This window comes from Providencia sp. PROV236, from assembly GCF_033676985.1.
GTDB classification, from domain to species: domain Bacteria; phylum Pseudomonadota; class Gammaproteobacteria; order Enterobacterales; family Enterobacteriaceae; genus Providencia; species Providencia manganoxydans.
Map to the genome: position 1 here is coordinate 641,035 of NZ_CP096297.1, position 15,790 is coordinate 656,824.

At 42.2% G+C, this 15,790-nt stretch carries 9 protein-coding genes, 1 tRNA gene and 3 rRNA genes; 9 read left to right on the top strand and 4 right to left on the bottom strand.

Annotated elements, in window-relative coordinates; translation table 11 throughout:
* Window positions 1-17 precede the first annotated feature (17 nt).
* From trkH to hutH, 7 genes are all read left to right on the top strand, one after another.
* The gene (trkH, locus tag M1E96_RS02720) at window positions 18-1,469 is read left to right on the top strand and encodes a Trk system potassium transporter TrkH (protein WP_272581077.1); all 1,452 of its coding nucleotides are present in this window, start codon (window positions 18-20) and stop codon (window positions 1,467-1,469) included.
* A 15-nt stretch (window positions 1,470-1,484) separates the two neighbouring features.
* Window positions 1,485-2,009 carry a menaquinone-dependent protoporphyrinogen IX dehydrogenase gene (gene hemG / locus M1E96_RS02725; RefSeq protein WP_070927654.1) on the top strand — a complete coding sequence of 175 codons (525 nt, stop codon included), beginning with the start codon at window positions 1,485-1,487 and terminating at the stop codon, window positions 2,007-2,009.
* A gap of 475 nt (window positions 2,010-2,484) precedes the next feature.
* Window positions 2,485-4,023: ribosomal RNA gene (locus M1E96_RS02730) — 16S ribosomal RNA — on the top strand.
* 85 nt (window positions 4,024-4,108) lie between these two features.
* Window positions 4,109-4,184: transfer RNA gene (locus tag M1E96_RS02735), tRNA-Glu, on the top strand.
* Between the two features lie 242 nt (window positions 4,185-4,426).
* A 23S ribosomal RNA gene (locus M1E96_RS02740) occupies window positions 4,427-7,331 on the top strand.
* A gap of 139 nt (window positions 7,332-7,470) precedes the next feature.
* Window positions 7,471-7,586: ribosomal RNA gene (gene rrf, locus M1E96_RS02745) — 5S ribosomal RNA — on the top strand.
* The 16S, 23S and 5S rRNA genes sit together here with 1 tRNA gene alongside, the layout of an rRNA operon.
* A gap of 196 nt (window positions 7,587-7,782) precedes the next feature.
* Window positions 7,783-9,330 carry a histidine ammonia-lyase gene (hutH, locus tag M1E96_RS02750; RefSeq protein WP_319067076.1) on the top strand — a complete coding sequence of 516 codons (1,548 nt, stop codon included), beginning with the start codon at window positions 7,783-7,785 and terminating at the stop codon, window positions 9,328-9,330.
* Window positions 9,331-9,335: 5 nt separating this feature from the next.
* On the opposite strand, the gene idi is transcribed toward hutH, so the two are convergent.
* The 4 genes from idi to M1E96_RS02770 form a co-directional block, all read right to left on the bottom strand.
* On the bottom strand, window positions 9,336-9,851 hold the full coding sequence (gene idi, locus M1E96_RS02755; protein WP_272580455.1) for an isopentenyl-diphosphate Delta-isomerase: 516 nt from the start codon (window positions 9,849-9,851) through the stop codon (window positions 9,336-9,338).
* Between the two features lie 141 nt (window positions 9,852-9,992).
* On the bottom strand, window positions 9,993-10,649 hold the full coding sequence (narL, locus tag M1E96_RS02760; protein ID WP_070927025.1) for a two-component system response regulator NarL: 657 nt from the start codon (window positions 10,647-10,649) through the stop codon (window positions 9,993-9,995).
* A gap of 36 nt (window positions 10,650-10,685) precedes the next feature.
* Entirely contained in the window at window positions 10,686-12,404 is a 1,719-nt protein-coding gene (narX, locus tag M1E96_RS02765) for a nitrate/nitrite two-component system sensor histidine kinase NarX (protein ID WP_272580454.1), read from the bottom strand.
* Window positions 12,405-12,435: 31 nt separating this feature from the next.
* On the bottom strand, window positions 12,436-13,362 hold the full coding sequence (locus tag M1E96_RS02770; protein WP_070927021.1) for a DUF808 domain-containing protein: 927 nt from the start codon (window positions 13,360-13,362) through the stop codon (window positions 12,436-12,438).
* A 348-nt stretch (window positions 13,363-13,710) separates the two neighbouring features.
* Here M1E96_RS02770 and M1E96_RS02775 point away from each other — a divergent pair, with 348 nt between their 5' ends.
* Window positions 13,711-14,694, top strand: a complete 984-nt coding sequence (locus tag M1E96_RS02775) for a glycosyltransferase (protein WP_070927019.1) — start codon at window positions 13,711-13,713, stop codon at window positions 14,692-14,694.
* A 230-nt stretch (window positions 14,695-14,924) separates the two neighbouring features.
* Window positions 14,925-15,695, top strand: coding sequence for a helix-turn-helix transcriptional regulator (locus M1E96_RS02780; protein ID WP_070927017.1), 771 nt, complete (start codon window positions 14,925-14,927; stop codon window positions 15,693-15,695).
* The last annotated feature ends 95 nt before the right edge of the window (window positions 15,696-15,790 follow it).

Here is a 15,790-nt window from a genome sequence, read left to right on the forward strand (position 1 = left end):
AGCAAGGAACCTGCCGAATGCATTTTCGTGCAATAACCCGCATCGTCGGGCTGCTCGTCATTATTTTTTCTTTTACCATGGTCGTTCCTGGTATTGTCGCGTTGATTTATCGTGATGGTGCAGGGCGAGCATTCAGCCAGACTTTTGTTGTTGCACTTATCATTGGTCTGATTTTATGGATCCCAACCCGAAACAGTAAACATGAGTTGAAAGCGAAGGAAGGCTTTTTGATCGTGGTATTGTTTTGGACTGTATTGGGAAGCGTTGGGGCATTACCATTTATTTTCTCTGAAAAACCTAATCTTTCAGTTACGGATGCTTTCTTTGAATCATTTTCAGGGTTAACAACAACAGGTGCGACGACACTAACGGGTTTAGATACGCTTCCAAAAGCCATTTTATTTTATCGGCAGATGCTACAGTGGCTAGGTGGTATGGGGATCATTGTGCTTGCTGTCGCCATCCTCCCTTTATTGGGGGTTGGGGGAATGCAGCTTTATCGGGCTGAGATGCCTGGACCTCTCAAAGATAATAAAATGCGCCCAAGAATTGCCGAAACGGCGAAAACACTTTGGCTTATATATGTTTTACTAACAATTATCTGTGCAATTGCACTTTGGATTGCAGGAATGGATGTCTTTGATGCCATTTCTCATAGCTTTTCAACCATCGCTATCGGGGGGTTCTCAACCCATGATGCCAGTATCGGTTATTTTAATAGTCCAGCCATAAATACGATAATCGCTGTTTTTTTAATTATTTCAGGCTGTAATTTTGGGTTGCACTTTGCGGTACTGACGGGACGTAGTTTAGGAATTTACTGGCGTGATCCTGAATTTAGAACTTTTATTAGCTTTCAATTCGTTTTAGTAACGATATGTACATTAGTTTTGCTCTACCATTCTGTTTATGGCTCGTTTGGGCAAACGTTAGATCAAGCTTTTTTCCAAGTAGTATCAATGGCAACGACCGCAGGGTTTACGACTGACAGCTTTGCTGGATGGCCGCTTTTTTTACCTATGTTGCTATTGTGTGCGGCATTTGTTGGTGGTTGTGCGGGGTCAACTGGCGGTGGCTTAAAAGTTATTCGTATTTTATTGCTATTTTTACAGGGATCGCGTGAGTTAAAAAGGCTTGTCCATCCAAATGCCGTTTATACCATCAAGTTAGGACAAAGGGCGTTACCTGAAAGAATTATAGAAGCGGTATGGGGGTTCTTTTCGGCATATGCGTTAGTTTTTGTCGTCAGTTTATTGTTATTAATCGCAACGGGCGTTGATGAGTTCTCTGCTTTTTCTGCTATTGCAACCACTCTTAATAACTTAGGTCCAGGGCTTGGAACCGTCGCTGATAACTTTACAACGATGAACCCCGTAGGAAAATGGATACTCGTCGTGACGATGCTGTTCGGTCGTCTTGAAGTGTTTACATTATTAGTTTTGTTTACACCAACATTTTGGCGTGATTAGGTAATAGGATTAAAAATGAGTTATTTACTTCTGCATTCAAGCACGGATGGGCAAACTAAGAAAATTATATTAAAAATTGCGGAGCAGCTACGCAGCTTGGGTCGCCAGTGTGATATCCGTGATTTAAATAACGAAAAGAATATTAATGTTATTGCTTATGAGAAGATATTGGTTGGAGCATCCATACGCTATGGCCATTTTAATAAAGCCCTCTTACGGTTTGTTACGACACACCAAAATCAGTTGAATTCAATGAAGACGGCTTTCTTTGCTGTTAATTTAACGGCTAGAAAAGAAGGTAAAAACACTCCTGAAACAAACGCATACACACGTAAGTTTCTAGAAAAAAGTCCTTGGCAACCAAATTTGAAGTCGGTTTTTGCTGGGGCACTGATGTATCCACAATATGGGTGGTTTGATAAGACAATGATCCGCTTTATTATGAAGATGACGGATGGGCCTACAGATCCAAAAACAGAGATTGAGTACACAGACTGGGATAAAGTGAGTTTGTTTGCTAGAGAGTTTGAGGATTTGTAGTATTAATTTTCAACGATAAGAAGTGTATTTAATCGATTTGTTTAATGTTTCAGCAGTTAAGATAAAAAGTTAAAAAAACACTTGATAGATTTTTTCGACTCCCTATAATGCGCATCCGTTGTCACGACAAACCGCTCCGGTGGTAAGGTTAGAAAAGAAGCCTAGTGATGACAGAGGTGAAAAAGAAAGAAAAAGTTAAAAATAATTACTTGACTTTCTGATAGAAAAACGTAGTATACGACACCTCGCGACAACAACCTAAACGGTTAATATCGAAAGATAAAGTCGCAACGCTCTTTAACAATTTATCAGACAATCTGTGTGGGCACTCACAAGACACTATCAAAAAAATATTTGATTTTAAAGTCTTGAAGAGTGACTAACACGTTAATTCATATACATATGAACTAATAGGTAATCTGGTTTCTTAGGAAATCAGGCGACAGTAAAACATTCTTTGAGCATCAAACACTTTTAATTGAAGAGTTTGATCATGGCTCAGATTGAACGCTGGCGGCAGGCCTAACACATGCAAGTCGAGCGGTAACAGGAGAAGCTTGCTTCTCGCTGACGAGCGGCGGACGGGTGAGTAATGTATGGGGATCTGCCCGATAGAGGGGGATAACTACTGGAAACGGTGGCTAATACCGCATAATCTCTTAGGAGCAAAGCAGGGGAACTTAGGTCCTTGCGCTATCGGATGAACCCATATGGGATTAGCTAGTAGGTGGGGTAATGGCTCACCTAGGCGACGATCCCTAGCTGGTCTGAGAGGATGATCAGCCACACTGGGACTGAGACACGGCCCAGACTCCTACGGGAGGCAGCAGTGGGGAATATTGCACAATGGGCGCAAGCCTGATGCAGCCATGCCGCGTGTATGAAGAAGGCCCTAGGGTTGTAAAGTACTTTCAGTCGGGAGGAAGGCGTTGATGCTAATATCATCAACGATTGACGTTACCGACAGAAGAAGCACCGGCTAACTCCGTGCCAGCAGCCGCGGTAATACGGAGGGTGCAAGCGTTAATCGGAATTACTGGGCGTAAAGCGCACGCAGGCGGTTGATTAAGTTAGATGTGAAATCCCCGGGCTTAACCTGGGAATGGCATCTAAGACTGGTCAGCTAGAGTCTTGTAGAGGGGGGTAGAATTCCATGTGTAGCGGTGAAATGCGTAGAGATGTGGAGGAATACCGGTGGCGAAGGCGGCCCCCTGGACAAAGACTGACGCTCAGGTGCGAAAGCGTGGGGAGCAAACAGGATTAGATACCCTGGTAGTCCACGCTGTAAACGATGTCGATTTGGAGGTTGTGCCCTTGAGGCGTGGCTTCCGGAGCTAACGCGTTAAATCGACCGCCTGGGGAGTACGGCCGCAAGGTTAAAACTCAAATGAATTGACGGGGGCCCGCACAAGCGGTGGAGCATGTGGTTTAATTCGATGCAACGCGAAGAACCTTACCTACTCTTGACATCCAGAGAACTTAGCAGAGATGCTTTGGTGCCTTCGGGAACTCTGAGACAGGTGCTGCATGGCTGTCGTCAGCTCGTGTTGTGAAATGTTGGGTTAAGTCCCGCAACGAGCGCAACCCTTATCCTTTGTTGCCAGCGATTCGGTCGGAACTCAAAGGAGACTGCCGGTGATAAACCGGAGGAAGGTGGGGATGACGTCAAGTCATCATGGCCCTTACGAGTAGGGCTACACACGTGCTACAATGGCGTATACAAAGAGAAGCGACCTCGCGAGAGCAAGCGGAACTCATAAAGTACGTCGTAGTCCGGATTGGAGTCTGCAACTCGACTCCATGAAGTCGGAATCGCTAGTAATCGTAGATCAGAATGCTACGGTGAATACGTTCCCGGGCCTTGTACACACCGCCCGTCACACCATGGGAGTGGGTTGCAAAAGAAGTAGGTAGCTTAACCTTCGGGAGGGCGCTTACCACTTTGTGATTCATGACTGGGGTGAAGTCGTAACAAGGTAACCGTAGGGGAACCTGCGGTTGGATCACCTCCTTACCATTGAAGTGTTTTTGTGAAGTGCTCACACAGATTGTCTGATAGAAAGTAGAGCAGCAAGCGCGTCTGCGAAGCAGAGACTGATGTCCCCTTCGTCTAGAGGCCTAGGACACCGCCCTTTCACGGCGGTAACAGGGGTTCGAATCCCCTAGGGGACGCCAATGCGCCGGTCATCGAGTGAAAGGCGATACCCCAATAATGATTAAGCCCATTACAGTGTAGTGGGTTTAACAATTATGCTCTTTAACAATCTGGAACAAGCTGAAAATTGAAAACAACGCACATTGTTTATCGCTTAAACAATGTGAGAGTCTCTCAAAAATCTCAACTTGAAGATGTCGTCAACAGACAGAAACCGTCGGGTTTCGTGTCGACTGACAAAAAAGACACCTTCGGGTTGTGAGGTTAAGCGACTAAGCGTACACGGTGGATGCCTAGGCAATCAGAGGCGATGAAGGACGTGCTAATCTGCGATAAGCGTCGGTAAGGTGATATGAACCGTTATACCCGACGATTTCCGAATGGGGAAACCCAGTGCAATTCGTTGCACTATCGTTTGATGAATACATAGTCAAACGAAGCGAACCGGGGGAACTGAAACATCTCAGTACCCCGAGGAAAAGAAATCAACCGAGATTCCCCTAGTAGCGGCGAGCGAACGGGGAGCAGCCCAGAGTCTTAATCAGCATCAGCATCAGGAGAACGGTCTGGAAAGTCCGGCAGTAAAGGGTGATAGCCCCGTATCCGAAGGTGTTGGTGTTGTGAACTCGACGAGTAGGGCGGGACACGTGTTATCCTGTCTGAATATGGGGGGACCATCCTCCAAGGCTAAATACTCCTGATTGACCGATAGTGAACCAGTACCGTGAGGGAAAGGCGAAAAGAACCCCGGCGAGGGGAGTGAAATAGAACCTGAAACCGAGTACGTACAAGCAGTGGGAGCACCTTCGGGTGTGACTGCGTACCTTTTGTATAATGGGTCAGCGACTTATATTCTGTAGCAAGGTTAACCGTATAGGGGAGCCGTAGGGAAACCGAGTCTTAACTGGGCGAATGAGTTGCAGGGTATAGACCCGAAACCCGGTGATCTAGCCATGGGCAGGTTGAAGGTTGGGTAACACTAACTGGAGGACCGAACCGACTAATGTTGAAAAATTAGCGGATGACTTGTGGCTGGGGGTGAAAGGCCAATCAAACCGGGAGATAGCTGGTTCTCCCCGAAAGCTATTTAGGTAGCGCCTCGTGAACTCATCTTCGGGGGTAGAGCACTGTTTCGACTAGGGGGTCATCCCGACTTACCAACTCGATGCAAACTACGAATACCGAAGAATGTTATCACGGGAGACACACGGCGGGTGCTAACGTTCGTCGTGAAGAGGGAAACAACCCAGACCGCCAGCTAAGGTCCCAAAGTCATGGTTAAGTGGGAAACGAAGTGGGAAGGCTCAGACAGCCAGGATGTTGGCTTAGAAGCAGCCATCATTTAAAGAAAGCGTAATAGCTCACTGGTCGAGTCGGCCTGCGCGGAAGATGTAACGGGGCTAAACCATGCACCGAAGCTGCGGCAGCGACATTTAGATGTTGTTGGGTAGGGGAGCGTTCTGTAAGCCTGCGAAGGTGTGCTGTGAGGCATGCTGGAGGTATCAGAAGTGCGAATGCTGACATAAGTAACGATAATGCGGGTGAAAAACCCGCACGCCGGAAGACCAAGGGTTCCTGTCCAACGTTAATCGGGGCAGGGTGAGTCGACCCCTAAGGCGAGGCAGAAATGCGTAGTCGATGGGAAACAGGTTAATATTCCTGTACTGGTGATAATTGCGATGGGGGGACGGAGAAGGCTAGGCTATCCGGGCGACGGTTGTCCCGGTTTAAGGATGTAGGCAGGTGAATTAGGCAAATCCGGTTCACTCCATGCTGAGGTCTGATGACGAGTCACTACGGTGATGAAGTAGCTCATGCCCCGCTTCCAGGAAAAGCCTCTAAGCTCTAGATTATCATTAATCGTACCCCAAACCGACACAGGTGGTCAGGTAGAGAATACTCAGGCGCTTGAGAGAACTCGGGTGAAGGAACTAGGCAAAATGGTGCCGTAACTTCGGGAGAAGGCACGCTGGCGCTAGGTGAAGTGGTTTACCCATGGAGCTGAAGCCAGTCGCAGATACCAGCTGGCTGCAACTGTTTATTAAAAACACAGCACTGTGCAAACACGAAAGTGGACGTATACGGTGTGACGCCTGCCCGGTGCTGGAAGGTTAATTGATGGGGTTATCCGTAAGGAGAAGCTCTTGATCGAAGCCCCAGTAAACGGCGGCCGTAACTATAACGGTCCTAAGGTAGCGAAATTCCTTGTCGGGTAAGTTCCGACCTGCACGAATGGCGTAATGATGGCCAGGCTGTCTCCACCCGAGACTCAGTGAAATTGAACTCGCTGTGAAGATGCAGTGTACCCGCGGCAAGACGGAAAGACCCCGTGAACCTTTACTATAGCTTGACACTGAACATTGAGCCTTGATGTGTAGGATAGGTGGGAGGCTTTGAAGTGTGGACGCCAGTCTGCATGGAGCCAACCTTGAAATACCACCCTTTAATGTTTGATGTTCTAACGTTGCCCCGTGATCCGGGGTGCGGACAGTGTCTGGTGGGTAGTTTGACTGGGGCGGTCTCCTCCCAAAGAGTAACGGAGGAGCACGAAGGTTGGCTAAGCATGGTCGGACATCATGCGGTTAGTGCAAAGGCATAAGCCAGCTTGACTGCGAGAGTGACGGCTCGAGCAGGTACGAAAGTAGGTCTTAGTGATCCGGTGGTTCTGAATGGAAGGGCCATCGCTCAACGGATAAAAGGTACTCCGGGGATAACAGGCTGATACCGCCCAAGAGTTCATATCGACGGCGGTGTTTGGCACCTCGATGTCGGCTCATCACATCCTGGGGCTGAAGTAGGTCCCAAGGGTATGGCTGTTCGCCATTTAAAGTGGTACGCGAGCTGGGTTTAGAACGTCGTGAGACAGTTCGGTCCCTATCTGCCGTGGGCGTTGGAAGATTGAAAGGGGCTGCTCCTAGTACGAGAGGACCGGAGTGGACGCACCACTGGTGTTCGGGTTGTCATGCCAATGGCATTGCCCGGTAGCTAAGTGCGGAAGAGATAACCGCTGAAAGCATCTAAGCGGGAAACTTGCCTTGAGATGAGTCTTCCCTGACTCTTTAAGGGTCCTAAAGGAACGTTTAAGACTAAGACGTTGATAGGCTGGGTGTGTAAGCGTAGCGATACGTTGAGCTAACCAGTACTAATGAACCGTGAGGCTTAACCTGACAACACCGAAGGTGTTTTAGAGAGATTGAGTTGTTTTTGCGTAGTGAGAAGCCGAAAGGTGAGGGACACGCAGCTTGTTTGAGATTGAGGTTCTGGTTTGCGTTGAGATAACTGCAAACGGGAACGAAACAGAATTTGTCTGGCGGCAATAGCGCGGTGGTCCCACCTGACCCCATGCCGAACTCAGCAGTGAAACGCCGTAGCGCCGATGGTAGTGTGGGGTCTCCCCATGTGAGAGTAGGGAACTGCCAGACATTAAATTAGTGAAGAAGCCACCCAATGGGTGGCTTTTTTGCTTTTGGATGATAATTTATACTTTATTCAGCTAATTATTCAGCTAATTTATTTTAGTTAAGATATAAAGATTGAGTCAGCTGATTTTAATTGGAATATATAAATATTTATTTTTGAGGTAATTGTATATTACTCTCATTCATTAAAAGAATATTTATGATAAAGCTCAATGGAAATTCATTAACTCCTTCGATTGTTGAATCAATAGCTAATGGCGAGAAAGTTTGTGTTGATCCTTTCGCTATGGAAAAAGTTAAATTAGCTCATAGCATACTCATTAAAGCTGCATTGCAAGGTATAAAAATATATGGTCTTACTGTTGGGGTTGGATTAAATAAGGACCAAGAGTGGATTGACCTTAATGGTAAATTAACCAATGAAGTCATAGAAAAATCAGTACAGTTTAATATTAATTTATTACGCGCCCATTCAGTTGGTGTTGGTGCTAGTATAGAAAAAAATATTGTTCGAGCTTTAATTGCAATTCGATTAAATAATCTATTATCTGCTCATAGTGGTATCCAACCAGCTATAATCAACAGTTACATTGCATTTTTGAATTTAGATATAATCCCTGTAATTCCAGTTGTTGGATCAGTTGGTGAGGCTGATATTACTATTATTAGTCATGTTGGTTTAGCAATGATCGGCGAAGGAAATGTTATTTATAAAGGGAAGCAATGTATTGCGATAGATGCATTAAGTGATGCAAAAGTGCCGCTCATTAAACCGTGGGCAAAAGATGCTTTATCCATTCTGTCTTCGAACGCTTACTCAGCTGCGATAGCTTCTCTTGCGCTTGCAAAAATGGCACGTTATTTAGATATTAATGAAATAGCCTATAGCCTCACCTTACAGTCATTGAATGGAAATCTCTCACCATTTAATGAATTAGTGTTATCTGTACGACCATATGATGAAGTTAATGCTATGGGGGATAAATTGCGTCAGCTTACATCTGGTTCATCACTTGAGTTATCAGATCCTTCGCGTGAATTACAAGATCCCTTAAGTTTTCGTTGTGGTGTTTATATACTGGCTGCTTTACGTAAATACTATGATGAAGCTTATTCTCAGCTATATATTCAATTAAATAGCTCAGATGATAACCCATGTGTTTTGCTCGATAATATAGATGAAGCTGATTATAGTGATAGCGTTGTTCCTAGTGCAAATTTCGAAACGTTACCTTGGGTTTTAGCGCTTGAAAATCTACAACTCGCATTGGCGCATAACGGATTATCTCAAGTTCAGCAAATTATCAAATTTAGTGATCCTAGTCTCACACATTTAAGTCGCTATCTCTGGGCAGATAAAACAGTACATGGTCTTGCAGCATTAGAAAAAACCGCAGTCTCACTTGGAACACAAATTAAACTATTAGCCTATCCAGTTTCCTTAGATTATTTACCGGTTTCTGGTGGTGTTGAGGATATCGCAACTAATGCGCCTTTATCGGCGGATAGATTATTAGCACAAATTTTATATAGTTTTGATTTATTATCTATTTTGTTGCTTTATGCAGCTCAAGCGATTGATCTTAGAGTTCAAAAAAATAAAATGTTAAGGCTGTCATCCTCTGCTTTAAATCTTTATTCTAGGATTAGAGATAAGGTTGGATTTATTGAGGCGGATAGAAGCTTATCAACAGATTTATCAGTAATTAACCAATTAATTACTAATTGGGATAGAAATTGCCACTAAAAAAATCAATTAAATTTGAGTTGTGGATATTTATTGATAATTAATTTAAACCAAGGTGTAAATTGTTCGGGATTTTGTTTTATCTCTTTCTGTAAAGCTGAAGGATGCAGCCAACGGATCGCAGATACTTCATCGGGATTTGGTATAATGGTACCGTCATAGTTACCGATGAATAGATGATCGTATTCATGCTCAGTTAAGCCGCCGTTGACTTGAGCATGATAAAGAAAATGACCAACATGTGAAAGTTGGGTAGTGAAGCCCAGCTCTTCCATCAGCCTACGCTTAGCTGCAACCATGGTATCTTCATTTGGGGCAGGGTGACTACAACAGCTATTAGCCCATTGTCCAGCTGAGTGATATTTATGAGCTGCGCGTTGTTGGATCAGTAATTCACCTTTGCTATTAAAAATAAACACTGAGAAAGCGCGGTGTAGCTTACCAAGCTGGTGTGCTAAGAGTTTCGGCATGATACCTACAGGTGTATCCAACTCATCAACTAAAATAATATCTTGTTCCATGGGGTCTTATCTTTCATCATCTATCTAATTTGTGGGATCATATTACAGTTTTATTCGAATTACTTGTAGGTTTGAGCTTTATAATTGAGTAATGTAATTACTCACAGCTATTCAAAATGATAGCTGTGAGTTAGCCAATTGTTATTTTTGCTGAAGTACCCATACCGCTGCTTCAACTCGTGATTTAAGATTCAATTTCTTCAATAAATGCTTCACATGGACTTTGACTGTACTTTCCGCAATATCCAATTTTCGAGCGATCATTTTGTTTGCAAGCCCTTGGGAGATGAGTTCTAAAATATCAGCTTCTCTTGGCGTTAAAGACAGTAGGTTATTGCCTGTCTGTGGTCGTGTCGCTTTTAGTGATTCAGCAAGCACTGAGGTTAAAGCAGGACTTACTACCATTTTACCGCTAGCAGCTTCTTTAAGCGCAGTAATAAGCTCCTCTGGTTCCATATCTTTCAATAAATAGCCATCAGCGCCACGTTTAAGTGCATTGACAAGATCTTCACCGTAATTAGAGACAGTGAAAAGTATAATGCGGCCTGATAGCTCGCGCTTTCTTAGTTCGTCTAAAGTTTCAAAACCATTCATACCGGGCATATTTAGATCTAGAAGGATAAGATCTGGATCCTGTTCTTCTGCGATCTTGATACCTGCCGCGCCATCTCCTGCTTCACCAATGACGAGTAATGATGGTTCAAGGCTAATCAGTTGTTTAACACCATTTCTTAGCATTGGATGGTCATCAATCAGTAAAATTGTTGATTTTTCATTTGTTATATTTGTATTTTCCATGAATTACTCTGCTCTAAAAAATAATGAATCTATACATTAAGTTATAGCTAAGGAGAACGTAACTTCAACCTTTGTTCCACCTTGCTCTCTTGGAATAATATTGCACTCACCATTTAAGCTAAGTGCTCTTTCCCTCATTATAATTAACCCATAATGGTTTTGTTTTTCAGGTGTAGAGCCTATTCCTTCACCATTATCTTCAATAATTATTGTTACGGTGTTGGAATTTTGTTGGAGAGTGACTTGTGCCCAATTTGCATGCGCATGTTTTAATATATTGCTAAGCGCCTCTCTGATAATCTGTAAAATATGAATGGATTGATGTGGTGAAATACTTTTCGCGGGTAGATGGTAGTGTAATAAAATTTCGAAGCCCATTTTTTGACTAAACTCATCGATAGTACTTTTTAGTGATGGAAGTAGCCCTGGTTCGGTTAATTTTAATCTGAAGGTTGTTAGTAGCTCTCTGAGTTGGCTGTATGCTGTATTAATTTCCCCTCGCATTTCCCCTAGTAGTTGCTGATGTTTTTCAGGTAATGGCTGAGGCTGCATTTGCAAGTAGCTGATCTGCATTTTTAGGCAAGAGAGTGATTGAGCGATAGAATCATGTAGCTCTCTAGCGATAGCTGAGCGCTCATCCATAATCAGGAGCTGCTGCTGTTGCTCTATTTGGTACTCCATTGCGAGCATTCCTGATATTTGCTTCGCTAACATCAATACTAGGTTATTTTCTTCTTCAGATAATTGTTGATCTTCTCTCATCTCACCAATAATGACACCGTATCGGTGAATATTGTCAGAAAGTTCCCACGACAGTGAAGTTATTGGTTCCTCACAAATTTCAGTTATGCTATGAATTTCATGAAAATATTCTTCATTACTGTCTTCATAGAGTTTTAAATTGACACTTGTTAGTCGTGTAATGCTTTGCAGTTCATTAAGTACTTTTTGTAATCTTAAATCTAGTGGTTCAGTAGAGTGCAGAGTTTGGTTTGACTGATATAGATAGGAAAGCACTCGGTTCTTATTACGTAGGTCTGCTGTTTTTTCGGCAACCCTTGATTCTAGTCGGTGATAGCTTTGCGCTAGCTCATCGGACATTTGGTTTAAGGTTAAACCAAGAGCATTCAATTCATCTTGTTGATTATTACTTGGATAGCGTTGACTAAAATCTTTTTGGCCGATGGCATGAACCATTGAGAGTAACTTCATCCATGGGTAATAAATTTTACGTCGCAGATGCCAAATGGTAGCCATTAATAATAGAAATACTAAAACAATAAAAATCATTTGTGTCATTGCGACATAAGCAATTTTTCGTTCAGTTTTTTCATCAATATCATGAACAAGCTCATCAAGTTTATTAACGAAGGCGATAACTTCATAACGAGCGTCATTAGATGTATTTGCATTTAGTAATGAGGGACGCAAGGTGGTCTGCCAAAAATCATCTAGTTCACCTAGTTTGGTGGTGAGCGCCTCAGCTTTAGCAACTTGCGTTAATTCAGGGCTCGATAAGTCGCTCTCGAGCTCTGAAAGATATTGCTTTGAATCGTCATTTAAAGGTACTAAAGAGAGTAGCCGATAGCTTTGCATGCGAAGGGAGCCTGACTTATTAATGGCATGAGCATTGCCTTGTACACCAATGATGATGCGATTTGAAATCGTCATTCCAATGATACCAAGCACTGCAATAAGTAACATTAATCCAATGATTTGACTAATTATAGAAAATCGACGATGGAATGTCGGCATACCCAGTTCCTTCCCAAATACTCGCCATACTTCAAGTTGTTAAACGTGATTTAATTTGTTTTATTAGCGTTATCAATAGTACCAGTACAATACCAAAAATAAGTCCAAAAATAAGGTTAGCGATTGAAGGTATAACGAGGTGCATAATCGAGCCGATAGCTGGGGTTAGTAATGCGGCTAAGGCAATTTCTTCAATCCACTGATAGATGAATGTAATACCGTGAGTTAGTATACCACCCCCAACCATAAACATCGCAGCAGTTCCAACTACTGATAATGTTTTCATTAAGTACGGTGTCGCATAAATTAAGCTTTTGCCTAATTTACTGAGGAATTTTGAGGTTTTTTTCTGTAAATAAAAGCCAAGATCATCGATTTTAACGATCCCTGCCACAATTCCATACACCCCAACAGTCATCACTATGGCTATGATAGAAAGAATTGCTAGCTGGTTAATTAGTGTTGTAGAAGAAACAATACCTAGTGTGATAGCAATGATTTCGGCAGATAGTACAAAGTCAGTTCGTATGGCTCCTTTGATTTTATTTTTTTCGAAAGAGGCTATTTCTTCCGGTGACATGGTGGCTTCTTGTTCTTTCTTTTCGCTATGTTCTTGGGGGGCATGAAGGTATTTATGCATCAATTTTTCAGCACCTTCAAAGCAAAGGTAAGCGCCGCCAATCATCAATAGTGGTGTTACTGCCCAAGGGATAAAAGCGCTAATCAATAGTGCAAGTGGTACTAATATCAATTTGTTGATAAACGAGCCTTTAGCGACCGCCCATACGACAGGGATTTCTCGTTCTGCTCTGACACCAGTGACTTGTTGTGCGTTTAGCGCTAGGTCATCGCCAAGTACCCCAGAGGTTTTTTTCGCGGCCATTTTGGTCATAACCGATATGTCATCCAATACGGCGGCGATATCATCAAGTAAAGCGAGTAAGCTTGTTCCGGCCACAGTTTTTCCCTTATTATCTGAGTTAACGTACATTTAATGTTTGTTAGGTCGATATTGCGATAATTAGCTCATTGGTAAAAGAGGGAATAAGTCTGATTTAAGTAAAAATTACACTTATGGTGTAATAAAGTGTGAATATTGATCTGTGATAATGGAACCAAAGTATTTATTTTTTCTCTAATAATTTAATTTTACCTTGAGATGAAATTGTTTGGTCGGTAATTTCAAAAAGATAATTAATATACTCTCAATGATTTCAAATATGATTAAGTCGCTGTATGAAATATGTAGAGTATCAAGTGGCTAGCCTAAGTGGCTGGTTAATATAGGATTTTATAAGGTTAATACATGTCTTCCCATCCTGTTTTGAGTATTGTGGTTGCCGTTTATAATGGTGAAAAATTTCTTCCTCATTTTTTTGATAGCTTATTAGCACAAAACCTCAGCCACTGGGAGCTTATCGTGGTCAACGATGGCTCTAAAGACAATAGTGAAGAGGTCATCCGTCAATACCAAGACAAATTTAGCCATTTTAAATTACTAACACAGGAAAATCAGGGCGTTTCAGTGGCTCGTAATACAGGGATGGCGCAAGCCACAGGTCAATATATTACTTTTCCTGATATTGATGATGAAATCAGCCCTAAAATGTATGGCCGCTTATTGGAAATTGCACTAGCAGGTGACTTAGATGTGGCTACCTGTAATGGAACTTATATTTATACCAATGGTGATGCCCCAAAAGCTATTTTTCCACCGAATAAAGTGCCTTCAACTGGTGTGATTAGTGGTCCTGAGTGGTTAGAAATGGGGTTAAGTTCACGCAAATTTTTGCATGTCACTTGGTTAAATCTCTATCGTTTAGAATTGATCCGTCAGCATAATTTTTCATTTGAACCAAAGCTGCATCATCAGGATATCCCTTGGACAACAGAGCTATTACTGGTGGCAAAGAAAGTACAGTTTATCAATGAACAGTATTACGATTATTTGATCCATAACCAGTCGGTTTCTCACTCATTACAAGGTGATGAGCGTTCAGTACGTAAGATCAATACGTATTTGAAGATTATTGATATGTTATTGGCGATTTACAAACGTTACCCGGAGCAAGTTAAGCAAGCGCCTGCTTGTTTGTGGCAAGTGGGTAAAGAAGGGTTGGGGGTCATTCAAGCCATACTTGCAATTAAGTCGCCTGAAATTCAGCGTGAGATGGCTCAGAAATTTATTGAAAGTGGCTATTGGGATGTTGTTTGGTCTCACGCAACAACCATCAAATTAAAATGGCGTTTGATCCGCCGCTATACAAAGCTAAAAGCGGCTGCTAAGTAAGTCATTTAAGGGAGTTTATGTGTTAATAAGCTCCCTTTTTTAATGTGCTTTTATTTAGTCTCTATTAACATATTATTAATACTTTCGGACGATAATGTGATTTAATTAACATATTAATAACAATTGATTTGAGTTGCATGAGATAATGTGGTCTTTATAAGTATTTGGCAGGTGATTCTCTGGTACAGCAAAATTGGGTTTATTAATAAGTTGATAATATTGGAGGCAGAATGGAAAACTATCTGGATAAACTACCTGATGTGATTGATTCTGTTGCGACTAACCAGTTTTATCCTAATTTGTTGACGTGGTTATCTTCTTTTATTGTGTTTGATAACGCGATTGTTTATTCCTTTGAAAAAAATGCCCCCCCACGCTTCTTATCTAAAGTTGAAAAACGCAATAGTGATAGTGTAAACCGTATTTATCAGCGTGGCGCTTATTTAATGGATCCGTTTTATCAGGCATTGCAAAAGGGAACGGGTTCGCAGGTATTAACATTAAGAGAGCTTGCGCCTAAAGGTTTTTATCATACTGATTATTATCTCAATTTTTATCGCAAAACAGGTTGGTGTGATGAGGCAGCACTCTTGCTAGAAATTACCAGTGATAGGCAGTTAGGGATCTTTTTTGGTAATGAAGACGAGCCATTTCTATCAGAGAAAAGAACGCAGGCTCCATTAAAAGAAGCTTTTGAAATTATTCGCAGTATGGCGAAACTGCACAAAGAAATTTCCCCGAGTGAAGTCTCTAGCCATTACCGGTTGGCAGACATGCAAACACGATTTGGTCTGACGCCAAGAGAGTGTGAGGTGGTGGAATTGATCCTTGAAGGCAAAGGCTCACCACAGATTGCTCAATCATTATTTATTAGTTTAGGTACAGTGAAAAATCATCGGAAAAATATCTATCAGAAATTAGATATCAATTCTCAAGGTGAATTATTTAACTTATTAATGGGTCACGCTCGTCACACTTCAAGCCGTAATCATTTATGTTAAGAATGGATTTTTATTCATATCATTAACATTATTTATTTTTTTAATTGATTGATAAAATTGAGTTTATTTATATTTTGAATATTTATTGTTTATAT